The organism is Gammaproteobacteria bacterium (genome assembly GCA_024235095.1).
GTDB lineage: Bacteria > Pseudomonadota > Gammaproteobacteria > Competibacterales > Competibacteraceae > UBA2383.
This window is the reverse complement of the sequence record JACKNC010000001.1, coordinates 1,015,748-1,037,584: the sequence shown is the minus strand read 5'-3', so window position 1 is coordinate 1,037,584 and position 21,837 is coordinate 1,015,748. Positions and strand designations below refer to the sequence as shown.

Sequence of the window (21,837 nt, the reverse complement as noted above, 5' to 3'; positions counted from 1 at the left end):
CGTTATCTCGGTTAATATGATGTGAGTCAGCATTCACTATCTTGCCCGCTTTGGGCTCGTTGGAGGAGCGGGGCGTATTTCACTGATGCCGGCCATCCATTTCACGGGATGACGGCCGGCGAGTTCAGTCGAAGGCGGCAGCGTATTTCACTCGGTCGGAGCGCAGCGACGCAGTGGATGAGTGTTTACTGTTCCGTGATGGAGTTCGTCAAGGGGGTTTTACGTTTTCGTAAGGATTCTCCGGTCAGGTTGAGGGTGTAGGCGTTATGGACGAGCCGATCGAGGAGGGCATCAGCCAGAGTGGGTTCGTCCAGATAGGCGTGCCAGCTTGCCACGGGCAACTGGCTGGTCACGAGGGTGGATTGACGGTGATGCCGGTCATCGAGGATTTCCAGAAGATCACGGCGGCCCTCGCTGGTGAGCGGTGTTAAGCCCCAGTCATCGATGACCAACACGTGTGCTTTAGCGTACTCGCGTAGCAGCTTGGGATAGCGGCCATCGGCGCGGGCCAACGCCAGTTCAGGGAGCAAGCGGGGCAAACGGACATAGCGCGCGGTATAGCCCAGACGACACGCATGCTGAGCCAAGGCACAAGCAATCCATGTTTTCCCCACGCCGGTGGGGCCGGTAATCAGGCAGTTGAGATGCTCCACAAGCCAGCGTTCACCGAGCAGATGCTGGATGAGGGTTTTATCCAGGCCCCGGGGATGTTGGTAATCCAGGTCTTCCCGGCAGGCTTGCTGGGGCAAACGGGCTTGCTGTAAGCGGTACTGGAGGCGACGATTCGCGCGTTCGGTCAGTTCGCGATCAACCAGGAGACTCAAGCGATCCGTAAAGCTGAGCTGATCGCTATCGGGCATCTGGAGTTGCTCGTGCAAGGCCTGACGCATGCCGCTGAGTTTCAAGGTGTGCAGTTGATCGAGAAGGGGGTTGTTTCAGCATGGCGGAGGCTCCTGGGTTATTGGTAATAGCGTGCGCCGCGCACGTTCGCGTGGGTCGCGGTCGAAGGGATGGGCGGTGGCGAAGTCCCCGCATCCGGGAGGCGTTGCTGGCCCAGGCCATGCTTGAGAATCGACTCGATGCTCTTGTAACTCAGTCCCCAATGGCTAACGCGCGCTGACAGGCGGCCTCAAGCGGTCGGCGCCATAGGCTTTGCCCAGACGCAAGATGCCCAAGCACGAGCGGTAGCCCTGCTGAGGATGGGGCCGCGTGGCCAGGATACGTTCCACTAGAGTCGCCGTGTGGGGGCCGGTCTGGTGAGCCCAGCGCACTAACCGTTCGGGCGTCCATTCGGCGTACTCCCGATGGGCTTTGGGCATGTGGGCGGTTACGGTGGTATGGCGACCAGGCTGCGGATGGCGGCGATGACAAGCCACCCGCTGACGTTGATGGAAGACCTCGACCGTGGTGGCGGTCAGGCGCACCTCCACTTCCTGGCGCACCAGGAGGTAGGGGACCGAATAGTAATGGCGCTCGATGTCAATGTGATAGTCAATGTTGACGCGCGCTTTTTTTTTCCATTGCGCGAACACGTAGGGTTCGGCCGGTAAAGGACGCAACGCCGGTTGTTCCAGCGTTGCAAACCAATGCTGACGGGAACCGGGGAGTTTTTGAAGGCGCGCTGATTGAGGGCGTCGCGCAGTTCGCGGATGACCGTGTTGAGTTCGTCGAGACTGAACAGAGTCCGATGGCGCAAGCGGGCCAGAATCCAGCGTTCCACCACGAGCACGCCACTTTCCGCTTTGGCTTTATCACGCGGTTTTCGGACACGCGCGGGATCACCGCGACGCCATAATGGGCGGCTAACTCCAGATAACTGGGGTTGAGGTCGGGCTCATAGCGGTGCGGCGTCTGGACGCCGGTTTTCAAATTATCTGGAACCACAATTTCCGGGACACCGCCGAAAAATGCAAAGGCCCGGACATGCGCCATGAGCCAGTCATCCAGTCCTTGGGCCCAGGTCGCCTCCACATAGGTGTAATTGCTGGCGCCCAGCACCGCAACAAACACTTGGGCCTGGCGGAGTTCACCCGTGATGCGGCCCACGATGGGCACGGTGGGGACCGGCGTAGTCCACAAACACCTTCTCACCGGCCCGATGGGTCTGGCGCATCACCACATCGGTATGCGCCACCCAAGCCCGATACTGCTGGCAGAACCAGGTGTATTGATAGCCCTGGGGATGCGTGGCTTTGTACTCTTCCCACAAGAGCCACAAGGTGACGCCGGGGCGGCGTAATTCCTGGTGGACGGTGGCCCAATCCGGTTTTCCGCGATCCGCAGACCCAGCGGCGGGGCGCGGCGGAAACAACCGTCGTTCCAATTCATCGGCCATCATGCCCTTGGGCAGGGGCCAACCCAGGCCCGCTCGTCGGGCGCGTTGCAGATACTCTCCGACCGTGCTACGGCCGATCCCGCAACTCCGGGCAATTTGTGGTTGGCTATGGCCCGCCGCCTGCAAACGAAGCACTTCTTGAATCTTGCGCATGGATAACCTCTCAGTCGGCATGAGTTCCTCCTCGGAAAAAAAGGAACCAGCCTACAAGTTGTTAACCTGCGTCGCTGCTCATTGGCGAAACAACCCGCCGCCTTCCGTGTAATGGCCTGCCGCCTTCCGTGAAACGACCTGCCGTCATCCCGTGAAACGACCTGCCGTCATCCCGTGAAACGACCTGCCGTCATCCCGTGAAACGACCTGCCGTCATCCCGTGAAATACGCAGAGCGGGGCGGACCATTCCATTAGTCTCTTAGTCGGCCCATTCATCTCTAACCTCAACACAAGCGAGCCAACCAAATTGAATGCGGCAATCGCTGCTTTGCAGGAACTTAACAAGGCGTCAAAAGCGGCGCACGAGGATGAACAGAGTTCACCCATTTTCGAAGCTATTCTAGCAACTATCACTGTTATTAAGGCTGAGGCACAGCCGCGAACATCTATAGATACCTCAAATATCCCTAGTCCGACATCATCATTTGGGGCTTCATCTTCTCCACCAAATTCTGAGGACATTTTTGAAAGGCTGAGAAATGCAGTCATTTATATTCAAATAACAAGCAAAAGCGACGAACAAATGAAAAATGCTACGAACCTTCTCAAGACACTGCGATCAAAGTCATTGATAGCACCTGGAATAGAAGAGATCGAGCCAAGAAAGATGCCAAATAGAATTCAAGTTCGTTACTTCAATCAGTCAGACGAAGCTGGAGCTGAAGTTTTGGCCAAGGTTGTTTCTGAAAATACACGAGCAGATGTTGACACTGTAAAGCCAGCGATTGACGCTAAGCCTGGCACCCTTGAGGTGTGGTTTAACAAAGCCTCCAATTGATGAAGAGAGGAATTGGGAAATAGGGAGCAGACCACATTTTTTCAGAGATATATCAGTCCTTTACAGGTTGTGGAATATTAAAAATACATTATCATTTTAGTAAAAATTTTTAGGAGATGTTATCATGTTAACACTAGATGACATTATCGATTCGAAAGAAAATCTGGAAATGAAAAGAGCATTAGCGGTCAGGATGGTGCTCCTTGGGTTCAAAACAAAGGATATTTGTAAACTGTTAGGCGTTTCAGATGCTTTTGTAAGCAAATGGAAAATCATTTACGAAAACGAAGGTCCAGAAGCCCTACGAATTCAATATAAAGGGGGTAAAGGGTTTTTAACAGAGGATGAGCGTTATGAAATTATCTATCATTTAAGAAACCTTCCTCATTGTACAGTTGAAGAATTGAAAGATTATATTGAGCGCCATTACGGTGTAGTTTATCAATCTTGGCAATCTTACTATGATTTTCTAAAAGAAGCGGGATTCAGTTGGCATCGAAGCCAAGCCATGAATCCGAAGCATAACGAAACGGAAGTGCTTTTAAAGCAGGAAGAGATCAAGACTCAACTTGAGGCGTGTCAGGCTAAGATTGTATCCGGTGAAGTTATTGTTCTTATTGAAGACGAATGTCACTTAATTTGGAGAGATACGCTGGGTTATATTTGGGGTTGGTGTAATGAAAGAACGGAGGCACCGATACAAAATGTGAAACAAAGACAGACCTATTATGGGGTATTAAATCTGTATGATCAGAAATTTATTCTTAATCCTTATGCTTCTGGAAACGGGAAGAATACGATTGAATTTATCAAGTATTTACAGAGGCTCTACCCTGATAAGAAGTTGATTATTATTTGGGATGGAGCCACCTACCATCATAGTAAAGAAATGCGGGCTTATCTGAATCAAGTCAATCAAGGTCTTGAAGAAAAAGACTGGAAAATAACTTGTATTATTTTAGCTCCCAATGCACCGGAACAAAATCCGGTTGAAGATGTCTGGTTAGCGGGCAAAAATTTTCTAAGAAAGCACTTTTATGAGAACAACACTTTCTATAAAGTTAAAATGAGTTTTTTAAATTTTCTTAATAATAAAGTTTTCAATCTTGGAAAGCGTGGTTGGTATATGAATATTCCACAACCTGTATAGGACTGCTATAGTTATAAGATTATCTGTCGAACTTGGGTGATCGCGCCTTCTCTTCTGCGTCAAGACGCTCTAGCCTGCTTCTGGCCCCATAAACATGCAGATCAAGCACCGCGCGGGCGTATTCGCCAACCGCTCGACTCTCCAGCATGGCCAGGTCTTGTAGGTCGCGTTTCAAGGATTCACCGGTGTGGATGTGGATGGATTCCAGGCATTTCTCTTTGTTGGGCATGTTCTCGACTCCATAGAGTTAAGCCGCATTTTCAAGCGGTGCGGGTGGGGTGACGGGTTGATTCGCCAGTAGCTTTTGCAGCTCGCAGGCGGTTGATTCGCGTGGATCGCTTTTGCCGTTACGAATCCGCGTGATGGTGGGTTGGCTGCAACCGACAGCCCGGGCAATAGCGGCGTCACTCCAGCCGGCTCCTCTAAGTTTTTTAATGGTGTGTTGGGCGTTCATGCCTGAAAGGCTAATTCATTTATGCATTAAAATCAATACTTTTATGTTTTAGCGTTGACTTATGCGTTTTTGCATAATGCGAGGCAGGTTCTCAGGTCGCTTTAGTACACACTTGGGAGGTTAAATATGCCTACAGTGTCACAAATATTATCGACGCTGATGGATCGTGCGGGGCTGACGGATAACGAATTGTCAGATCGTGTAGGTGTTCCTCAACCTACGATCTCGCGGATTCGGAATGGAGCCATCCGGGATCCTCGGGATAGCACGTTGCGCCCTCTAGCTCAGTATTTCGGTCTATCCGTCTCACAGTTGCGGGGTGATATGCCGTTACCAGCGGATCGGATGAAGGTGGCGGCGAATGAAGAGGTGACGGAAGTGAGCGCGGATGCCCTTCGCCTGGCGATGGCGATTGAAGCGCTTACTTCTGAGGAACGGGGCGCGTTGCAGACGCTTGTTGATGCGCTTTCTCAGCCGAAAGGTTGTGAAACTCGATTGCATGTCGGTAGTCGTTGATGGGTCAATGGCGCGTAATAGGGCTAATGCTGTCCGTGATGTTAATTCCCGCAATGGCGGATACTCTCACGGGCCGCGTGGTCGGCGTCCATGACGGCGATACCTTGACGCTGCGGGTCGGAACTCGGCAAGTCAAGGTGCGCCTGGCCGAGACTGATGCGCCGGAACTCAAGCAACCTTATGGCCAGAAGGCCAAACAGGCGCTGTCTGATTGGACGTATGAGTAAAGATGCGCGGCTACGATACCTTTGCTCGTGAAACTTATTGCGCAGGCGAGTACGCCAGTGAGGCTGAGGCAAAGGCGGAACTGGAACGGCAACGCCGATTGCTGGCGGCTACTCAGGATGAAGCCCTGCGCGATGAGGTATGGCTGTCGCCGCCGCCCGAGGTCGGGGAATCGACGGACGGTTAAGAGCGTGGCGGCTCCCGAAGCAGCGCACCGCTGCCGTAAGAACGCAGGCGGTTTGCCCTTGAAGGATGTACCGACCCCGATAGGCGCTATCGATTCATCCTATGGGACCCAATCAGCGCCAAACCGTCATAAAGAACCGTGACACTATAAAGCGAAGTAACGGACGTGGAATTGAAGACGCAGATCGACGACAGACCCCGATATGGAGTAGGCGATGCCTCCTATCAAGTCGCCGGCGGTGAAGCGGGGATTAGAAAGCTGGTGGACGCTTTTTACGATGCGATGGAACGCTTGCCCGAAGCGGAAAAGATTCGAAAAATGCACCCTGCTGACCTGACCGTTTCCCGCGACAAGTTGACGCTGTTTTTATGTGGCTGGTTGAATGGTCCCGCTCTATATACCCAAAAATATGGGCCGATCCGCATTCCTCAAGCGCATCGCCATTTGGAAATCGGACGAAGTGAGCGGGACGCCTGGTTGCGATGTATGCAGGAAGCCCTGAAAACCCAGCCCTACGCGGCGGCCTTCAAAGAATATCTGCTGGAGCAGCTCTATGTGCCTGCCGAGCGAAGCCGAAACCAGGAGTAACCGGCTCACCGCTGGCGAATCGCCTGCCAACGGGCGTCTGACCACCAAAAACTGGACACAGCAAAGAGCATGGCGTGAGCGTCTTGCAAGACGACAACAGCGTCTTGAGTGAAATTGTATCCGACGACAACCAATGGCGTGGGAGCATCGTCGAGCCGAGCTAACAGCCGCCGTGCTGCGCTGGCGGAAACGACAGCAGTGGAAGTAGCCGGGAAAACGGCGAGCGTCACCGGCGAAGCGCCGAGCCGCTTGGGGTCAATCAGCGGTCGGAAGATGGGCGGCAGGCGATCAGGAACCGCCGCCGGTAGGACAGCGTGATGAAGAATGGCCTTCATGGTGATCCAAACAGCGATTTTAAACAGTCGTAGGCCGCATCGTACATCCCTGGCCGTTTACTCTCGCGCGGGCCGGCGACGTTCAGCACAGTGATGGAGTTGGCTACCAGCCAGTCCTGGAACGTTGCTGGTTCGATCCCTTCCTCCAACGCCACGATCAGACACGGCTTGCCGATTTGCCGGGCCAAGTCAGCGGTTAATGCCGTACCGCCTTCCATCTTACCCCGATTGAGAATGAGCGTCCCATCCGAATCTTCGATGTTGCGCCGGGTGCGGGTTTCATAGTCCATCTCCGCCGTTTCCGTCAGGGGGTAGCGGTCGGGAATCCGCCCGTCCTCGGCTCGCCGTCCTTTCGGGCACCAGCCGCCGACATCCAAGCCCAGGGCCAAGGCGACATCAAGCGCCGCCCGGTCGACGCCGGTCTGGCCACCACTGATGATTTTCTGCACCTTGAGACAAAAACTGCTTCTATTCCACATCCGGACAACCCTGCGTCGACAGGCGATCATGGCGCTTGCTGTCGGGTTCACGGCGTTCCAGCAAGCGCAACCCCTGCTGAGCAAGCGTCGGTCGCCAGCGCTGCGCCAACCGTTGCCCAGCCGCTGAATAGCTCCAGTAGTAGAACGTCGGCTGCGGGTGTTCATGTGCAATAAACGCTTGCAGCGCCGCATTCAGGCTGGCTAATCCCAACCCGCGCCGCCGGTGTGCCTCCATCACCGACGTTCCCGCCCAGTACCCACAGTCCGCCGGGTGTGGGCATGTCTGGCGAGCGGACGCAAACAGCCCCGCCTCGGTGAGCGCGCCGGCCAGGAAAGCCGTCATGACCGCCGAGGAAGTGGGCATCAGCAGGGTGCTACCGATGACCTTTCCCTGATGCTGGATCAAGTGCCAATGAGCTGGAATCGTCGCCCGAATCCAGCCAATCGTGCCTTCCTCAATCGGCATTTGAAAGGCGTCCTGGGCGCTCTGAAAACAGCGCTCGGCAATGATCATCGCCTGCCGGAAATCGTCCTCATCGAGGCCCGGACGCGCCGCCGAGACGATGGCGTACCCCCCAAGGTCGCAAGCACTCATGGCGCGGTGGCCGTTGCCGAAGCAGGCCCGTAAAAGGCGCTTCGCTTCGCTTCAGGAGCGGCGTCCGAGGGGCAACCGGGATCGTCAGCTAACGCCCATTCCGCCACAGAACGGGCATGAAGGTACGTGGTGTCAAACAGCGGAACCGGTGCATCCGTCGGCTTGACCAGTAAGCCGATCTCGGTACAGCCCAGAATGATCCCTTCGGCCCCAGCCACCATGCAGCGCTGTAGGATCGCGCGGTACTGCGCCCGTGAATCCTCGCGGACTTCACCCCGACACAACTCTTCGTAGATGATGCGATGGACCGTCTCTCGATCCGCGAGGTCGGGAATGATCACCGTCAGACCATGCCGCTCCATCAACCGGCCCCGGTAGAAGTCCTGTTCCATGGTGAACCGGGTGCCGAGCAACCCCACGGTGTGGAATCCGGCCTGTTTCACCGCCGCTGCCGTGGGATCGGCGATGTGCAACAGCGGAAGGGACACCGCCGCCTCAATCGTCGGCGCAACCTTATGCATGGTGTTCGTACACAGCGCCAGTCCCTCGGCTCCAGCGGCTTCCAGAGCGCGGGCCGTGTCCGCCAGAAGGGTCCCGGCTTCATCCCACGCCCCGGCCTGTTGCCGCCGTTCGATGTCGGCAAAATCCACGCTGTACAGGATCAGCCGGGCGGAATGCATTCCGCCCAGGCGTTCCCGAACCGTTTCGTTGATGATCCGGTAATACGGCACGGTGGATTCCCAACTCATGCCGCCGATCAGGCCGATGGTTTTCATCGCGGTACTCCATCCGGGCGATCCCGCCGCTGTTCGGACACCGCCAGGAGGGCCGGGGCCGGTTCTGATAACGCGCGCTGCCAGTACACCACGCCCGGCAACGGGTTAGCGTAATAGGGCGCGCACCGCTGGAAGCCCAGGGTTTCATAAATCCGCATCGCGCGCTCCAGCGTATCCAGGCGCATCACGGTATAACCCACCGTGACGGCTTCATGGATAATCTGCTGGGCCAGCTGCCTATCCGGCAGTGAATATTTTTCCAAGAATGCTGCTGGCTTCGTCCTTTTTCTGAGCTGCCTATCCGGCAGTGAATGTACATCGCTATCTCCTTCCCCTGAACCCCGATTTCTGAGCTGCCTATCCGGCAGTGAATTGCAAGCACCCTCCCTGGCGCGTCCCTTTTGATTTCTGAGCTGCCTATCCGGCAGTGAATGTTGGAGAGGGCATAACCATCAAAGGAGGATTTTTCTGAGCTGCCTATCCGGCAATGAATAATTGCTGATACCTCCCGGTGTCAGGTATCCAGTTTCTGAGCTGCCTATCCGGCAGTGAATATTATCGATTCTTTTTTTTAATCCAGCCATCATTTCTGAGCTGCCTATCCGGCAGTGAATATTCCCGCCAGCATCCATTCACGCGCCAGGGTTTTCTGAGCTGCCTATCCGGCAGTGAATGCCACCGGCGCCACGGCTTGCGCAGCCTGTACTTTCTGAGCTGCCTATCCGGCAGTGAACGCTTGCCGGGGAGCCTGAACATCGCCGTGAGCTTTCTGAGCTGCCTATCCGGCAGTGAATGGGGCGATGTCGGGACGCCAACTATCGTCACTTTTCTGAGCTGCCTATCCGGCAGTGAATGCAGATTCTGAGTGACCTTGGCCTTGCCTTCTTTTCTGAGCTGCCTATCCGGCAGTGAATCGTATTGATTACGATCCCCAGCGCTTGCTCGGTTTCTGAGCTGCCTATCCGGCAGTGAATCTGTGGCGCTCTCGCCTTTGCGGGCGTTGCCCTTTCTGAGCTGCCTATCCGGCAGTGAATATGCGTTCCTGTTCATCGCTTATCGCTACCAATTTCTGAGCTGCCTATCCGGCAGTGAATCAGGAGGGAGCGCGGCTTGAGATTGACCGTGTTTTCTGAGCTGCCTATCCGGCAGTGAATAAGAATTGATTCCTAATAATAGATTAATTATTAAAGAAAAAATTCGCAACTACTTCCAAAACCCAAATTAAGACGATTTATCCAAGTAATTGATTTAAAAAGCTGGATTAGGCCGTCAAAAAATTAGGGTTCAAAACCACGGAATCGTTGCTATCGAACTTAAGCCATAGGCACCAAACTCTCCCTTCACCGCTTGTTCTTGGATAGCCAGATGCTCCACGAACAAACGAAACTGCTGGCCAGTGCTCTGGCTGGTCAAAATCAGATAGGGCAGATTCAACTTTTCCGCCGCACCGTCTGGAATAGACTGCATGGCCTGCTCAGTGGTGATGCCCTTCCGGGCGATCAATCGCCGTCGTTGCCGCTCCGGGCTGCTTTTCGCCTGAACACGCCTCACCATGCGCTGTTTGGCGCAAGCAGGAACCTCGGTAATCTCGCTCACGGTTGCATGATCCCGCATTCCCACCAACCAGTTAGAGGTCATCAGCTTTTCCAGCTCGGCCCTGCTACCGTGCAAGCGCAAGCGTTCACCCAAGGATCGGCCATTCTTTCCGACATCCGGGAAACTCACGCCGATATTGCGCCCGCCATGCGCCACCAGTCCACGGTGCAATTTGCTGAAAAGAGCGTTCATCAACGTGGTCGGCGGGAATTCCGGGTCAGGCAGGAGCCGGATTTCAAGGTAGGCGTCCATTCGTCAATCCTTCTCGCCAAAGACACCGCCACGAATCAGCGTCGCCATCACATAATGCTGGTTGCCGATATCTGGCGCCTTATCCTTGAGCACCCAGCTATCCAGCAGGTTATAGAAGTCTGCTTTATCCTTGGGTTGGCGGTAGGCTTTGCCTTGCGAAGTCACGGAACCATAAGGCTCGATGGCGATGGGGCCAATTTCGATACCCTCTTCGTTGGGATACCAGGTATCGATGGTACGCAAGGCGTTGCCGATTTTCTGACTATGGATGGCGGCCACACCGCCCACGCTGTAAAGCGTTTTGCTCTTCTGGCCCTTCTTGTCGCCCCGGTCGAGGATCAACTCCTGTGAAGGATAGACTTCCTGCCCATCGCCGACGCGAGCATAGGCGACCACTTCCAGCAACACATAGTCCTTGCCCGCCAAACCCTGCTCGATGACGGTGGCCAAGGATTGCAGATCGGTCTGAGCGTGAGGGGTGACATCGAAATTCCGCAGGGAAAAGTCCTGCGCGTCAAAGATCCAGGCTTGATTGGTTTCGCCTTGGGTCAGATGATGAATCCGAACCTCCACCTGTTCCGCTCCAACTCGATTGCGCCACAGGAAGCGACCATCGGCCAAATTGCAAGCGTAGCGACGGGCCAACTCAGAAAACCCTACCTGTTTCGCGTATTCCTGCACGGTGCGTTGCAATTTCTCTTGATAGTCGGCGTTGTTGCAAGCCGATGGCGTGCCAGCACCGCCGAGCACGCGCAGGGTAAACCGGATGCGCAAGGTATCCGCATCATTGGGCAGGGTCGCGACATCCACAGTTTGCAGGTTGGGCGACTGGATCGAAGCATCCAGCTTAGCGGGGTCCTGGTCCTTAGTGGCCAGGCGGTTGGAAATGGTGCCGCGCACGGATTTTTCGCGCACACCAAATGTGCTCCACCGTTCACCATTGTTCCGGTCCTCCCAACGACCGGCGCTGAAGAGTGCATCGGACGGGTCCAGTTTGCGTTCAAAAGCGAGGACAGAGGCGGTTTTCAGTTCGGTTTTAGCCATGAGAGGGTTTCCTTATACGAGGTCAGCGCGGGCGTTGGAAGTGGCTTCGGAGTAGTGATTGACGCAGCGGTAAATACCGTTTTCGGCGTCGTCTTCGGTGTTCCAGAGCAGTTGGCGTAAGTGTTCGAGATGGTGAGGGCCGATCCACTGGCCTAGCGAATACAGACTTTCCACGAAGCGGAAGGGCGTGTGGTCATCGCGGGCATTCTCGACCTCGCCTGGCCGGTAAAGGGGCGAAATACCCGCGTAGCCAATCGGTAGCGGAACCAACCAGCCTGGCCGTTTACGGACTTGCCAGAGTGTTTCTTGCGGTTTGGTGGGGTCAGGGCCGACCGGCTCGATGTTGAGCCGGGAGAGATCCAGCAAGGTATCCAAGGCGGTGGCGTCAGGCCGGGTCACGCGGATTTCGGCCAACCGCTCGACCAGCAGGTCTTGCCGCTGTACTAGGGCGTAACCGGGTAGCAAGCGGCGGCGCAATTTGCTAAAGAGATCCTTTTGCCCGTCCAAATCATCGGGCAAGACCTGCCATTGCGCTGCATAGCGCTCGCCTGACCGGGCCGGAAGAAGGCTGCCGCCGGCCAACCGCATCCCCAGCGTGATATGGTGAGCCATTCTGGCGAATTCATCGCCATCGTATTCGCCAAAACCATCCTTCACGACGATGATCAGCGTGATTTCCAGGTGAATGCGGCCTTCCTCGATCAAGGCGGTAGGCATACCATCCTTGCCGACCGGGTTGCGGGTCAGATTGAAAACTTGAGTGCGTCGTCCAGCAGGCTGGGTAATCTGAGGTTGAAACCCGTGGCAAACGATACCGACCCCGTCAAAGCCTTCCCGCACCTCGCCAAAATCATAGGGCGAACCTTCGGACAAACGCCGTTCCAAGGCGTGAGCGAAGCCGATAAACGCAGTCGGCGCGGGGAAGCCCCAGGTCAACGGGCCAGAAATCGCGTTGGCGTTCTGGATTTGAAGGCGCGGCAGGATGAGCAAGCCGCCCCCATCGATCAATGGGCTAATCATGGTCGGTCAACTCCAGGCGGATCATGCGCAATTCATCGTCCAGCACGGCTTGCCAGGCTTCGGCTTCCGCTTGACCCATCGGTGTTTTCTTGTCGTCACTGATGGCGGCGTTAAGCCAGTTTCCAAAACGCTGGCAAATTTCGTCTTGCCAATCGCCGCGCCGCCAACGAGCAGCAAACGCTTCGTCGCCGCTGGCGCGCTTCGGGTCAAGCCAGCATTGTTCCGCCGCGTTCAAGCGGCAGCGTTCGTCCTGACTCCAACCCCCGTCGATTTCGTGGATCTCGGCAGCGAATTGCAGCAATTCATCGCGGATATAACCCACCAGTTCCGCGCGTTTGTTACGAATGCGGATATTGTTGAAATCGGGTTTCGCCACACTGCGCAGGAAATCCCGCAAGATTCGGGTCAGTTCCTTCACGTCGCGGCGATTGCCGAAACGGCGGGAAAAGACGCTTTCGGTGAAAAACGGCGAACGGATCGGGTCGGATTGCCAGTTGGGGGGCAACGAGGGCAACAGCCAGTTTTCGCCGTGGCGCTCGCTATTCAACTGGCTGATATTTTGTGGTTTCGTGCCGCCGAACTTCTGGATTGCGAGATTCCGATACTCGCAATAGCCGTTTGGATGAGCGCGCTTCTCGCGCTGCGCTTCTCGCGCTGCCTTGGCCTCGTCGGAAAAGCGATCCTTGCGGATGCCCGCCCATACCACCTGCGCCAGCGAGGTCGGGAACAAGGGCGCGAGCAGGTGATAGCGTCCTTCGCCCAGTGGCCAGTAAAGTTGCTTGGCTAATTTATGGGTGGCCGGTTGGCCGTTGGGTTCGGGCAAGGTGGCAAAGGCAGCCATCCACTGAGCGGCCAAGTCGGCATCGTCCGACAGGGCAGACGCCAACGCTGGATCGCCCGCAATGGCGCGATCCAGCAGCGATTGACCGTCCACTTCGAGGCGCAGGAATTTATACACATCAAGCGCTGCCGCATTACCGACGATATCGGGCGGCAGTGAGTCTGCAAGAGTATGAGAACCGATTAGAAACTCGCCAGCTTGCACATTGCCGGGAGCGCTAAGGCTCGAACCCTTGGCGTCAGGATGGGTAAATTTAAGCGCATGAGTCACTTGTTGAATTTGACTCACGCGCCGCGCTGCATCGGCAATCCAGGCTTGCGGCTCGTGCTCGGCCAGCAGCTTTCGACGCGCCTCATCATCGCCATCTTTGAGCTTATCAAGCTTGGGCTGGAAACGGTCTTGCGTGAATGCAATTATGGCTTGCCGAATTTGCTCGGTATCGCCTGTTACATGAGTTGAAGAGGCCATACAAGGTATCTCCTGATTGCTTCTGAAGCTCTAAATCTTTAATCCTAAGCTGCCTGTGCGGCAGTGAAGTTGTCCAGCTTGGCTGGAGACGGTCTTGCATTTCTAAGCTACCTGTGCGGCAGTGACCGGAATGCTTCGTCCCGGCATCTTTCCTACCCTCGATACCGGCTAAACCCCAGCGCCCAGTGATAGCGCCAGCATTCCAGCTCCCTTCGCGATGATCCACTTTTAAAGGGTAACTCCAACGTTCCGTACTTCAGCGCGCAATCCGGCAGTTCCATCCCCTGGACATCAGCCAGCTCCTGCAACGCATCCAGATAGCGCGGCACGGCCCATGCCTCGATTCCCGGTCCTCTGGGCAGATCGCCTTCCGCCATTACCAGCCATAGATTCCCAACCGGAACCGGATTGCTCCCCTCCGGCAGGTGATAGAAGTCGATCCGATCATCCTCGTCCGGTAGCAAGGCATAGTGTGATCGGCCCAGAGGATCGTTGCGGAATGGGTCACGGCGCTGAAGCGTACCACTCAGGTGAGCGCCGGTCGTCCACCACCGATGGACAAGTCGTTGGCGTTGGACCTGCCCCGCATCAGCGCCCAGCATCAAATCCCTCAGTCGGTCATGTTCCAGATCGGCTAGATTATCGTGGGGCGCCGGCGATTCACGTTCCTTGATGCGGGCAGCAGCGTTGATGACTTGCCATTGCTCCGGTTCGAGTAGCTCGGTCAAGCGATGGCTGTTCAATCTGAAGTTGGCGCTCTCAAAACCCGGTCGCAGAAAAGCCAAGCCGTTGGCGCTTCCGACAAGATGGCGGATATTGGTGTCCAGCAAATAGAGATTGGGCTGGTTTTCCGGGCAAACCCAGGCGCGATGGCGGCGCACGCGACCGGCGAGCTGAATAAACGAGCGCATGGAAGACGGCTCGACAATCGCCCAATCGTGATCGTGATCGCGCCCCACTTCCGCGACCGCCGTAGCCAGCACCACGAAGATATGATCGGTTTCGGGCACGTTGTCGAGACGCTGGCGGATGCTAGGCTGCTGGAAAACGGCCTCGGGATCGCTACGTTTGAGCACGGTATCCAATTCCCGCTCGATGGCAGCCCGCACCAGCATCGGATGGCGCGAATGGTAAACGCACAGATGAATGCGGCAGTTCGCCTCCGCTCCCAGCCGGAACAGTTCCCGCGCCACGTCGAACAGCGGATCGATGTTGGCCATACGGATCAGGCCGAAGCTGACCCGCTTGCCGGTTTGCAGGTCGGTGCCGTGATGTTGGCGGTGCAGCGCGTGCAAGTGTTCGCGCATCTGCCCGGCCAACTCGATACAGATAGCGTCGCGTGATTGTCCGGCGGCGATAGGCAACGGCTTGATCGCCGCGCGGCGGCGCACGTCCACCTTTGCCAACCGGACCAAGCGCTGATCGACGAAACGTCGATGCGCATGAAGATAGCCCGCTCCATCGTCGTGTTCGCTCGCTTGCGCGTCGAATTCGTCGCACCAGGCGCAGCACACCGACAAGGGTTCGCCCAGTCGACCCCGGTTGCGCTGGTGCTCCGCTCGGCCCGCCAGATAGGCCAAGAACAGACCTTGCACCAAAGCCGGCGGCAGCGTGGCTGATGACAACAAAACCCGACTGCCTAGCAATCCTGCCCAATGCACCAAGCGGCTGAGCGCGGGTAAATCCTCGATACCGAAGTCATCCGGCTCGTCCAGCACCAAATCGGAAGTCATCAGGCGCAGCATGGGCGCAATTTGATGGCCGCCGCGCAAGCCTTCGGTCGCTGGCATCAGGTGGTCGATGGTGCAGGCGAGCACGGGCGCATCCAACAGGCGTAAGGCGTCGCTGTTTTTACCCAACCATTCCTTCAGCGGCCCATTTTCCAGACTACCCTCGTAATGGACATAATTGAATTCGGGCAAGAGCGGCGCGCTGGATTCCGAACCACTGTTCCGGCGCGCTTTTTCATCTTCGCCGAGTTGGTATTCATGCAAGTCGCGGGTGGCGACACCACCCACCAACACCGCCAAATCCTCCGGGCCGAGATGCAATCGGTCGCGGTAAGCATCGCCGGTTTGGAGCGTGAGCGTCCGCAAGCCCAACGCCACAGTGAACCGCGCACCATGCTGCGGATCGGCGAGCGCGTAGAGAATCCGCCCGTTGGCCAGCGTTTTGCCGCAACCAGTGGAGGCCATATTGACACCGAAAAAGCCTTGCCGAGTGGCGCGCTCCCGCACGCTTTCCGCTAGGTCGAACGCCTGGTTCTGCCAGCGAAACGGCTCCTTGCTGCGTTCGCGAAACTTCGGGTGACGGGGAGGGATGCGCGGCAAGGTGTCTGCCAAGCGTGGCAGCGCCCGCACGATGTGGCTGGCGCTGACTTCAACGCCGATTAAATGCTCGTCCAACCGCTGCTTGAGTTCCCGCTTCCCGTTCTGGAGGCCCGTGTTGGCGTAAAGCGCCGTGCCTTTCTTGCCGGGTGGGTCGCCATACATGGTGTGACTGGGTTGTGCCGAGTAATGATGGTCGGCCAGCATCAAGGCCATGCGCGATAAGTGCAGGACGTAAGGACTGCCCAGCCATTGGGCTGCTTGGGCTTGGTCGCTCAAGCGGGGGCGTTGCAAGATGGCTTGCGCGACTTTGGCAGTGTGTTGACGCCAGTGATTGCTGTCGAACGGCAAGCCGTTCTTGAATTGCCAACAATCCTTGGCATTGGTTTCGTCAGGTCGGCTGCCGCACCAGTCGGCTCCGATCTGATCAAGTATCTTCTCAAGCAGGCGCTGGTTGAGTTGGGCATCGGCGATTGGCGTCGGCAGGCGGTGATGACTGACGATCAGCCAACCCACGATTTGCGCCAGTGGTGGTAGATTCCTAAACGGAGGGGCCAATCTCCCGTTTTGCAGGCCATCGCGCGACAAGCCACCGATGCAGCTCTCTCGCGCTGTTTCGGGCAAGTCCGTCAAGCGGGTCAGCCAGTCTTTATCATGAGTGCCGCATTGCCTGACAAAAGATTCGAACAACCGCAGCGATACCCACTCATGGCGGTAGGCATCCGCTTTCGGCGTCTTGCTGGTCAGCTTGGTTTGGAACGCATGGTTGGCCTTGCCGAAGTCGTGAAACAGCGCCGCCAAGCGCGCCAGCAAGCGAATATCTTCCGCCGTATGCCAATCGTTTTCATCGTCCGCCCGCAGCACGTCACGCGCGGTCATATTGGTCGGCATCGTCAAACCAGAAGCGAACCCAATGTTGCAGGTATTCCGTCGGGCGGTATTCGCTCTGCGGGGCGAACCAGGCGACTTCGACCTCGACCTCGTTGGCGCTGTAAAGCGGGGTGCCGCCGCCCCCACAAAAACCGACCAGCACCCCAGCTTTCCCCAGTTCGCGCATCGCGGCTTGTGTGATCGAGGTACCCGTGCCGAGCAGCAGAGACGTAGTATTGGCGATGGGGATATTCCAGTAGAGCGAGTTCTTTCCCTGATCGGTCACGTATTCCACGCGCCCACCGTTAACCAGCACGCGACAATGTTCGAGATAATAGAGATTAGCCCGCTTGGAATGCAGAATGGTTTTCAGATCAGAAGGAGAAAAATTGTCCATGAGAAATCGGCCTCATAAGTTCTGGACTCCGCCATCCAGAATCCAGTAAACCCCGATACTCGCTGTGGTTTACGGTCGCCCGGCCTGCTGCCAGTGTGAAACTCGCGCCCGGAGATCGTTGATCAGCTTGTTCTCTTCCGCCCGGTGTTGAACGCTCAAATCCAGCGCCGCCTGCTTTTGCGCCCCTTTGAGCTTGGGCTTGGCGATGGGAATGAAATAGGTACTCAACCGCCGTCCGGTCAAAATCTCGTGGGTGATGCCGTTCTCGTCAAATCGGAAATGGCGCTGCGGCTCGCCGAGCGGGGAGTTGATGACCGGGTTTTCGATCAGATCCGCCATAACAGCTTCCTCATTTGCTACAAACAACCTTTTCTCCAGACAGGTAAGCGCTGGAACAGGGGCACGATATATTGCGGGCTGTTGGATTCCAGTAATTTGCGGAGGTTGTTCTCGTGCGCCTGCATCAGACGACTCCGAACAGTAACGCCATCGGATCGTTGCTGGATGCGAGCAAGGCCAGTGGCCCGTCTCGCTTGGGGAAGATGGGTTGATTCGGCATTTTCCGTTCTCGGGTTTCCGTTGATTATGACAGATGAGAACGGAAAGATAAACGGATAACATTATGATTTATAATGTGTAATTATGGAATAACAAAAGCCGCCCTTTTCCGGCGCGCTGTGTAGCCTAACCTTGCAACACGCTTTTAGACCCAGCGCCGCAAAGGCATGACAGAATTGGCCACCGATGAGACGGCAATCCAGACGAATCCGGCGGCTTAAAAGTTCAAATCGGCTTTCAATGGCGCCATGAGTTCCGACCCGATCCTCGGGCGCGAGAATCACCGGCATCCGGTCATGAATCGAGGCGATCAGCGCATTGGCCGCAGTGACCAGAATCGTGCAGGACGCCACTGCTTGCCCGTCCCGTTCCCAGCGCTCCCATAACCCGGTAAAAGCCAGTGGCGCACCGTCCGCTGAGGCGATGCAATACGGCTATTTGCGCGAACCTTCTTTGCGCCATTCGTAGAACCCATCGGCGGGGATCAGACAGTGTCGTTGCCGGAACGCCTGGCAATAGATCAGTTTATCAACCACCGCCTCGGCGCGGGCGTTCCGGTTTGATTGACGCTTGCCCCGACTTGGATAGGTTTAACTCACTAAATCACATAAAGCGGCTGCCGCTCCGCACAGCGGTGGTCTGCGTTTGTGCGCTCGATCACCGGGCGCGCCTCTTAGCGCGGATCGATGACGCCCCCAAGGGCGTGGTCGATAGGAGCGAGATAAGGCGCGGCCACGCCCGAGCGCGAATAACTCCAGGATCACCTTTATGTGATTTAGTTGAGGCCACGCCGCCCTCAACGTGATTGCGGCGAACCCCGCTGGAGTCCGTTGCCCATGACTGAAGTCTTTACGCCCTCTGTCCTCCCCCAGCGTTCGGCGCGCGCGGCCAAATGTGACCGCGTAGTCAAGCTGCATGTCCCCGAAGCCCTTCATGACGATCTGGCGATTCTGGCCCGAATCGACCAGCGGGCGCTCAGCGAATACGTCCGCGTAGTCTTGGATCGTCATGTTTATGGCACACTCGGCGCGCGCCGTTCATGATACCCTTGGTCTGGGCCCGAGTGCGCCCCCGGTTTCCGGTGATCCTGCGCCGTTCCGGTTCTACAATGCGGTTAAATTCCGGTCTCCGTGATTCATGGCTAAACACAACCTGCAGCTCAACCGCCGTCAAGCCGCGTATCGGCAATTGTATACGGCCTTCCCCCAGGCGTTCCCGCTGGACGATGCGAACCTTCGCCCGCTGACCCGGACGGCGCGCGACGATTTGCGGATTTGGCTAGCGGCGCAGGCCGTGGAACCCCGAACTGCCCAAATTCTGCTCGGCGCGCTGCAACAGCATTGCAGCCGGCGGACCTATCAGCAGGTCGTGGCGAACGGCGGGATGCGGGTGAATCTCCACGGGGAACCGGTGGAGCCGGTGACGCCGGAAGGTCAGGCGCACGCGCAGGCGCGGGTTGACCGGATTTTGGCGGCGCGGGCGGCGAAGGTGACGCCCCCACCAAAAGTGAAGATACCGCCACCAGTGAAGATGCCGCCAGCGCCGAAAATGCCAACCGTGATCGTTAAAAAACGGCGGCGGGTGGTGTTGCCGAAGCCGTGACGGGCGTTAGCGTTGCTCCCAGCCGGCGGCGGATTCCGCAGGGGGCACGTCGTCGCGATGTCGCACGTAATGGAACAACGCACCCGCGATGATGGCCACCAGGACGGCGATAGCCAGGTATTTCATGGCGGCAGACGGCTACTGCATGCGCTGCGCGGGGCCAGACCAGGTCACATCCGCCCAGCGGTCGAAAGCTGCGTCAAGGTCGGCCTCGATCTGTAGTTCTGTCTTGCCGAAGAACGCAGCCAGCACGGCCAAGCTCCACAAGGGGCGGCCATCGTCGGCGTAGGCGTCCGGTGGGGGAATTTCGTCGGCGGCCAGCGCCGTATTGAGTAAATCATACGTTTGTTCGAGGGTCAGGTCGTTCAGATTCATGAGCATGCGTTTCCTGTCGTTTGCGCGTCAGGAAATTCCGGATGCGCCAGCCGGGCGCGGATGGCCCGCGCCCAAGGGTCCGGGCTATTTCACCATCTTCTTAGCGGCCTCCGTTGCCTGATCCTTGCCCATCTCCATCGCTTGATCCTTAGCCATGTCCGTCATATCGCCGCCCGTAGCTTTTTACAGCGTGGCCGCTCCGGCGGCGCCTTCCATTGCGCCAGTCGCGCTGCTGGGGGCGACTTTCATGGCCGCCCCGGCATCCGGCTTGGGCATCATCGCCCCGGCTTTGTCCTTGACGGCATCAGTAGCTTGTTCCTGAGCCATTTTGCCCGCTTGATCTTTAGCGGCCTCAGTCGCCATGTCTTTGACATCCGCCGCCCTGGCGGCGCTGGATAACAGCACGGTCAGGCCAGTGGCCATCAGGATCGTTTTCAAGATCATGGTGTGGTACTCCTTGGATCGGGTGTTTGCGGACGGGAAACCTGTTAGCGTCGAACCACCTGCGCTTCCACAGTCTGAGTGTAGCGGATGAACGGTTCGTGTTAGGGTAAGACTCAAGTGCTACGCTTTACGCCATCACTGACTCTGGAGAATACCCAATGACCGTGCATGTTGTCGCCCGCCTGACCGCCCGTCCGGAAACCGGGGCGGAATTGCAAACCTTGCTGCTGAGCATGATTGAACCGACCCGTCAGGAAGTGGGTTGTCTGCGCTATGAATTGTTGCAGAACGCCGCCGATCCGACCGATTTCACGTTTGTGGAGGAATGGGCCGACACCGCTGCGCTGGACGCGCATTCAGCGACGCCGCACCTGCAAGCGGTCTTGGCGCAAGCGCCGGCGTTGCTGGCCGTGGCGCCGGACATTCGCCGCTATACGGCTCTCCAATAAAGGAAGACCGACCGTGTCTTTCTTCCCGACTGAGGAGCAAGCCATCACGTTCACATCGGGCGATACCGTCCGGTTGGACGGGCGCTTGCGTCGGGCCACCGGCGCGAACGCCGTGGTGATCACCCATCCACATCCTTTGTACGGCGGTGATTCGGATCACCCGGTGGTTGCGCTGTTGACAGGACTCTATCAGCAACACGGCTATACCACCCTGCGCTTTAACTTCCGGAGTGTGGGCGCGCGTGGCGAGACGGATGACGCGGGGCGTGGTGAGCGTGCTGATCTGCGGGCGGCGGCGGACTATTTGGCCGGCTTGGGCCAGACCGTGACCGATTTGGCCGGTTATTCGTTCGGCGCCTGGATTAACCTGTCCCTCGATCCTCCCTTGGCCACGGTGCGTCGGCAGGTGTTGGTCTCGCCACCGGTGGCCTTCATACCGTTTGGCGTCATTCCGCCCGTGGCCGCCGAACTCTTGATCGTGACGGGGGATCGTGATGCATTCGCGCCGCCTGCCGACGTGCAGGAACAGGCTCAGCGTTGGCATCCTCAAGCGCGACTACAGGTCTTGCAGGGTGTCGATCATTTCTATGGGAATGCCCTGGGTTCACTGGCGGCGATGGTCAACGCCTGGCTGGTCGAAAGGCTTTGATGTGCGGTATGCCGTGGGGGCCGTGCGGAGAACACGCTATCGGAGCGAAACGGTGATTGGCCCAAATAGCGGTTCAGGTCAAAACCGGTGACCGACGTGATACCGGGCGGCGGGGTGACGGTGCAACCGGCCAGCCATAAGACCAGGAACCACAAACTTCTTTTCATGAAGGGTCGTCCAGCGCCCATTGCGCCACAGAACGGGCATGAAGGTCGGTGATGTCGAACAACGAAACCGGTGCATCCGTCCGGCCCAACCAGCAGGGCGATCTCGGTACATCCAGGATAATCCCTTGACTGAGTGTAGCCGGTCT

Annotated in this window: 28 protein-coding genes, 3 pseudogenes and 1 CRISPR repeat array; of the genes and pseudogenes, 10 read left to right on the top strand and 21 right to left on the bottom strand. The window is 57.1% G+C overall.

The annotated features are described in order from the left end of the window. Positions 1-185: 185 nt before the first annotated feature. Positions 186-890 carry an ATP-binding protein gene (locus H6973_04560; protein ID MCP5124916.1) on the bottom strand — a complete coding sequence of 235 codons (705 nt, stop codon included), beginning with the start codon at positions 888-890 and terminating at the stop codon, positions 186-188. A 68-nt stretch (positions 891-958) separates the two neighbouring features. Further along, a pseudogene (locus tag H6973_04555) lies at positions 959-2,488 on the bottom strand (IS21 family transposase). Positions 2,489-2,796: 308 nt separating this feature from the next. Between H6973_04555 and H6973_04550 the strand changes: the two are divergent. Together H6973_04550 and H6973_04545 are read left to right on the top strand one after the other, a co-directional pair. After that, on the top strand, positions 2,797-3,327 hold the full coding sequence (locus tag H6973_04550) for a hypothetical protein (protein MCP5124915.1): 531 nt from the start codon (positions 2,797-2,799) through the stop codon (positions 3,325-3,327). 124 nt (positions 3,328-3,451) lie between these two features. Continuing rightward, positions 3,452-4,477: an IS630 family transposase gene (locus H6973_04545; GenBank protein MCP5124914.1), complete on the top strand. Its 1,026-nt coding sequence runs from the start codon at positions 3,452-3,454 to the stop codon at positions 4,475-4,477. A gap of 19 nt (positions 4,478-4,496) precedes the next feature. On the opposite strand, the gene H6973_04540 is transcribed toward H6973_04545, so the two are convergent. Beyond that, positions 4,497-4,706 carry a hypothetical protein gene (locus H6973_04540; GenBank protein ID MCP5124913.1) on the bottom strand — a complete coding sequence of 70 codons (210 nt, stop codon included), beginning with the start codon at positions 4,704-4,706 and terminating at the stop codon, positions 4,497-4,499. A gap of 18 nt (positions 4,707-4,724) precedes the next feature. Beyond that, positions 4,725-4,931, bottom strand: coding sequence for a helix-turn-helix transcriptional regulator (locus H6973_04535; protein ID MCP5124912.1), 207 nt, complete (start codon positions 4,929-4,931; stop codon positions 4,725-4,727). 126 nt (positions 4,932-5,057) lie between these two features. On the opposite strand from H6973_04535, the gene H6973_04530 reads away from it, so the two are divergent. The 4 genes from H6973_04530 to H6973_04515 all read left to right on the top strand — a co-directional run bounded on the left by H6973_04530 (position 5,058) and on the right by H6973_04515 (position 6,447). Further along, a complete protein-coding gene (locus H6973_04530) occupies positions 5,058-5,447 on the top strand; it encodes a helix-turn-helix transcriptional regulator (GenBank protein MCP5124911.1) in 390 nt (129 codons plus the stop codon). 38 nt (positions 5,448-5,485) lie between these two features. Then, positions 5,486-5,674, top strand: coding sequence for a hypothetical protein (locus H6973_04525; protein ID MCP5124910.1), 189 nt, complete (start codon positions 5,486-5,488; stop codon positions 5,672-5,674). Between the two features lie 2 nt (positions 5,675-5,676). Further along, a complete protein-coding gene (locus H6973_04520; protein ID MCP5124909.1) occupies positions 5,677-5,859 on the top strand; it encodes a hypothetical protein in 183 nt (60 codons plus the stop codon). Positions 5,860-6,030: 171 nt separating this feature from the next. Then, entirely contained in the window at positions 6,031-6,447 is a 417-nt protein-coding gene (locus H6973_04515) for a group II truncated hemoglobin (protein ID MCP5124908.1), read from the top strand. 5 nt (positions 6,448-6,452) lie between these two features. On the opposite strand, the gene H6973_04510 is transcribed toward H6973_04515, so the two are convergent. From H6973_04510 to H6973_04450, 13 genes and pseudogenes are all read right to left on the bottom strand, one after another. Beyond that, entirely contained in the window at positions 6,453-6,782 is a 330-nt protein-coding gene (locus H6973_04510) for a hypothetical protein (GenBank protein MCP5124907.1), read from the bottom strand. After that, positions 6,779-7,261, bottom strand: coding sequence for a putative molybdenum carrier protein (locus H6973_04505; protein ID MCP5124906.1), 483 nt, complete (start codon positions 7,259-7,261; stop codon positions 6,779-6,781). The genes H6973_04510 and H6973_04505 overlap by 4 nt, the downstream gene beginning before the upstream one ends. After that, positions 7,251-7,856: a hypothetical protein gene (locus H6973_04500; protein MCP5124905.1), complete on the bottom strand. Its 606-nt coding sequence runs from the start codon at positions 7,854-7,856 to the stop codon at positions 7,251-7,253. The genes H6973_04505 and H6973_04500 overlap by 11 nt, the downstream gene beginning before the upstream one ends. Next, positions 7,853-8,632 (bottom strand): aspartate/glutamate racemase family protein, encoded by a 780-nt coding sequence (locus H6973_04495; protein ID MCP5124904.1) that lies wholly within the window; start codon positions 8,630-8,632, stop codon positions 7,853-7,855. Before H6973_04495 ends, H6973_04500 begins: the two co-directional genes overlap by 4 nt. Then, the gene (locus H6973_04490; GenBank protein MCP5124903.1) at positions 8,629-8,832 is read right to left on the bottom strand and encodes a hypothetical protein; all 204 of its coding nucleotides are present in this window, start codon (positions 8,830-8,832) and stop codon (positions 8,629-8,631) included. The genes H6973_04495 and H6973_04490 overlap by 4 nt, the downstream gene beginning before the upstream one ends. Before the next feature lie 25 nt (positions 8,833-8,857). Continuing rightward, positions 8,858-9,786: a CRISPR direct-repeat array (repeat unit 28 nt; unit sequence TTTCTGAGCTGCCTATCCGGCAGTGAAT). Positions 9,787-9,916: 130 nt separating this feature from the next. Next, entirely contained in the window at positions 9,917-10,480 is a 564-nt protein-coding gene (cas6f, locus tag H6973_04485) for a type I-F CRISPR-associated endoribonuclease Cas6/Csy4 (protein ID MCP5124902.1), read from the bottom strand. Positions 10,481-10,483: 3 nt separating this feature from the next. Continuing rightward, positions 10,484-11,524 (bottom strand): type I-F CRISPR-associated protein Csy3, encoded by a 1,041-nt coding sequence (gene csy3, locus H6973_04480; GenBank protein MCP5124901.1) that lies wholly within the window; start codon positions 11,522-11,524, stop codon positions 10,484-10,486. Between the two features lie 12 nt (positions 11,525-11,536). Then, positions 11,537-12,544, bottom strand: a complete 1,008-nt coding sequence (gene csy2 / locus H6973_04475) for a type I-F CRISPR-associated protein Csy2 (protein ID MCP5124900.1) — start codon at positions 12,542-12,544, stop codon at positions 11,537-11,539. Continuing rightward, positions 12,537-13,853 (bottom strand): type I-F CRISPR-associated protein Csy1, encoded by a 1,317-nt coding sequence (gene csy1, locus H6973_04470; GenBank protein ID MCP5124899.1) that lies wholly within the window; start codon positions 13,851-13,853, stop codon positions 12,537-12,539. The genes csy2 and csy1 overlap by 8 nt, the downstream gene beginning before the upstream one ends. Before the next feature lie 152 nt (positions 13,854-14,005). Next, positions 14,006-17,071 (bottom strand): type I-F CRISPR-associated helicase Cas3, encoded by a 3,066-nt coding sequence (gene cas3f, locus H6973_04465; protein ID MCP5124898.1) that lies wholly within the window; start codon positions 17,069-17,071, stop codon positions 14,006-14,008. Beyond that, positions 17,070-17,447: pseudogene (cas1f, locus tag H6973_04460) on the bottom strand (type I-F CRISPR-associated endonuclease Cas1). Before cas1f ends, cas3f begins: the two are co-directional and overlap by 2 nt. 69 nt (positions 17,448-17,516) lie before the next feature. Beyond that, entirely contained in the window at positions 17,517-17,786 is a 270-nt protein-coding gene (locus tag H6973_04455; GenBank protein ID MCP5124897.1) for a hypothetical protein, read from the bottom strand. Positions 17,787-18,067: 281 nt separating this feature from the next. Then, positions 18,068-18,541, bottom strand: a pseudogene (locus tag H6973_04450) (SOS response-associated peptidase). A gap of 300 nt (positions 18,542-18,841) precedes the next feature. Between H6973_04450 and H6973_04445 the strand changes: the two are divergent. Further along, the gene (locus tag H6973_04445) at positions 18,842-19,048 is read left to right on the top strand and encodes a hypothetical protein (protein ID MCP5124896.1); all 207 of its coding nucleotides are present in this window, start codon (positions 18,842-18,844) and stop codon (positions 19,046-19,048) included. 94 nt (positions 19,049-19,142) lie between these two features. Beyond that, complete coding sequence (locus H6973_04440) at positions 19,143-19,607, top strand: hypothetical protein (GenBank protein MCP5124895.1); 465 nt, start codon at positions 19,143-19,145, stop codon at positions 19,605-19,607. A 6-nt stretch (positions 19,608-19,613) separates the two neighbouring features. On the opposite strand, the gene H6973_04435 is transcribed toward H6973_04440, so the two are convergent. From H6973_04435 to H6973_04425, 3 genes are all read right to left on the bottom strand, one after another. Then, positions 19,614-19,733, bottom strand: a complete 120-nt coding sequence (locus H6973_04435; GenBank protein MCP5124894.1) for a hypothetical protein — start codon at positions 19,731-19,733, stop codon at positions 19,614-19,616. A gap of 12 nt (positions 19,734-19,745) precedes the next feature. Continuing rightward, a complete protein-coding gene (locus tag H6973_04430) occupies positions 19,746-19,982 on the bottom strand; it encodes a hypothetical protein (GenBank protein ID MCP5124893.1) in 237 nt (78 codons plus the stop codon). Positions 19,983-20,165: 183 nt separating this feature from the next. Beyond that, positions 20,166-20,426 (bottom strand): hypothetical protein, encoded by a 261-nt coding sequence (locus tag H6973_04425; GenBank protein ID MCP5124892.1) that lies wholly within the window; start codon positions 20,424-20,426, stop codon positions 20,166-20,168. 158 nt (positions 20,427-20,584) lie between these two features. Between H6973_04425 and H6973_04420 the strand changes: the two genes are divergently transcribed. Together H6973_04420 and H6973_04415 are read left to right on the top strand one after the other, a co-directional pair. Continuing rightward, positions 20,585-20,875, top strand: coding sequence for an antibiotic biosynthesis monooxygenase (locus H6973_04420; protein ID MCP5124891.1), 291 nt, complete (start codon positions 20,585-20,587; stop codon positions 20,873-20,875). Between the two features lie 13 nt (positions 20,876-20,888). Beyond that, the gene (locus H6973_04415; GenBank protein ID MCP5124890.1) at positions 20,889-21,524 is read left to right on the top strand and encodes an alpha/beta hydrolase; all 636 of its coding nucleotides are present in this window, start codon (positions 20,889-20,891) and stop codon (positions 21,522-21,524) included. Positions 21,525-21,602: 78 nt separating this feature from the next. Here H6973_04415 and H6973_04410 read toward each other — a convergent pair whose 3' ends face one another. Next, positions 21,603-21,803: a hypothetical protein gene (locus H6973_04410; protein MCP5124889.1), complete on the bottom strand. Its 201-nt coding sequence runs from the start codon at positions 21,801-21,803 to the stop codon at positions 21,603-21,605. Between the last annotated feature and the right edge of the window lie 34 nt (positions 21,804-21,837).

Excerpts from the sequence above, each read along its gene's own strand:
- H6973_04420 (MCP5124891.1), top strand. The coding sequence starts at position 20,585 with ATGACCGTGCATGTTGTCGCCCGCCTGACCGCCCGTCCGGAAACCGGG.
- csy3 (MCP5124901.1), bottom strand. The coding sequence starts at position 11,524 with ATGGCTAAAACCGAACTGAAAACCGCCTCTGTCCTCGCTTTTGAACGC.
- H6973_04525 (MCP5124910.1), top strand. The coding sequence starts at position 5,486 with ATGTTAATTCCCGCAATGGCGGATACTCTCACGGGCCGCGTGGTCGGC.
- H6973_04535 (MCP5124912.1), bottom strand. The coding sequence starts at position 4,931 with ATGAACGCCCAACACACCATTAAAAAACTTAGAGGAGCCGGCTGGAGT.
- H6973_04435 (MCP5124894.1), bottom strand. The coding sequence starts at position 19,733 with ATGAAATACCTGGCTATCGCCGTCCTGGTGGCCATCATCGCGGGTGCG.
- H6973_04560 (MCP5124916.1), bottom strand. The coding sequence starts at position 890 with ATGCGTCAGGCCTTGCACGAGCAACTCCAGATGCCCGATAGCGATCAG.
- H6973_04500 (MCP5124905.1), bottom strand. The coding sequence starts at position 7,856 with ATGAGTGCTTGCGACCTTGGGGGGTACGCCATCGTCTCGGCGGCGCGT.
- H6973_04520 (MCP5124909.1), top strand. The coding sequence starts at position 5,677 with ATGCGCGGCTACGATACCTTTGCTCGTGAAACTTATTGCGCAGGCGAG.
- H6973_04540 (MCP5124913.1), bottom strand. The coding sequence starts at position 4,706 with ATGCCCAACAAAGAGAAATGCCTGGAATCCATCCACATCCACACCGGT.
- csy1 (MCP5124899.1), bottom strand. The coding sequence starts at position 13,853 with ATGGCCTCTTCAACTCATGTAACAGGCGATACCGAGCAAATTCGGCAA.
- H6973_04445 (MCP5124896.1), top strand. The coding sequence starts at position 18,842 with ATGACTGAAGTCTTTACGCCCTCTGTCCTCCCCCAGCGTTCGGCGCGC.
- H6973_04505 (MCP5124906.1), bottom strand. The coding sequence starts at position 7,261 with ATGTGGAATAGAAGCAGTTTTTGTCTCAAGGTGCAGAAAATCATCAGT.
- csy2 (MCP5124900.1), bottom strand. The coding sequence starts at position 12,544 with ATGATTAGCCCATTGATCGATGGGGGCGGCTTGCTCATCCTGCCGCGC.
- H6973_04530 (MCP5124911.1), top strand. The coding sequence starts at position 5,058 with ATGCCTACAGTGTCACAAATATTATCGACGCTGATGGATCGTGCGGGG.
- cas3f (MCP5124898.1), bottom strand. The coding sequence starts at position 17,071 with ATGCCGACCAATATGACCGCGCGTGACGTGCTGCGGGCGGACGATGAA.
- H6973_04425 (MCP5124892.1), bottom strand. The coding sequence starts at position 20,426 with ATGATCTTGAAAACGATCCTGATGGCCACTGGCCTGACCGTGCTGTTA.
- H6973_04440 (MCP5124895.1), top strand. The coding sequence starts at position 19,143 with ATGGCTAAACACAACCTGCAGCTCAACCGCCGTCAAGCCGCGTATCGG.
- H6973_04410 (MCP5124889.1), bottom strand. The coding sequence starts at position 21,803 with ATGTACCGAGATCGCCCTGCTGGTTGGGCCGGACGGATGCACCGGTTT.
- H6973_04430 (MCP5124893.1), bottom strand. The coding sequence starts at position 19,982 with ATGAATCTGAACGACCTGACCCTCGAACAAACGTATGATTTACTCAAT.
- H6973_04545 (MCP5124914.1), top strand. The coding sequence starts at position 3,452 with ATGTTAACACTAGATGACATTATCGATTCGAAAGAAAATCTGGAAATG.
- H6973_04455 (MCP5124897.1), bottom strand. The coding sequence starts at position 17,786 with ATGGCGGATCTGATCGAAAACCCGGTCATCAACTCCCCGCTCGGCGAG.
- cas6f (MCP5124902.1), bottom strand. The coding sequence starts at position 10,480 with ATGGACGCCTACCTTGAAATCCGGCTCCTGCCTGACCCGGAATTCCCG.
- H6973_04510 (MCP5124907.1), bottom strand. The coding sequence starts at position 6,782 with ATGAAGGCCATTCTTCATCACGCTGTCCTACCGGCGGCGGTTCCTGAT.
- H6973_04495 (MCP5124904.1), bottom strand. The coding sequence starts at position 8,632 with ATGAAAACCATCGGCCTGATCGGCGGCATGAGTTGGGAATCCACCGTG.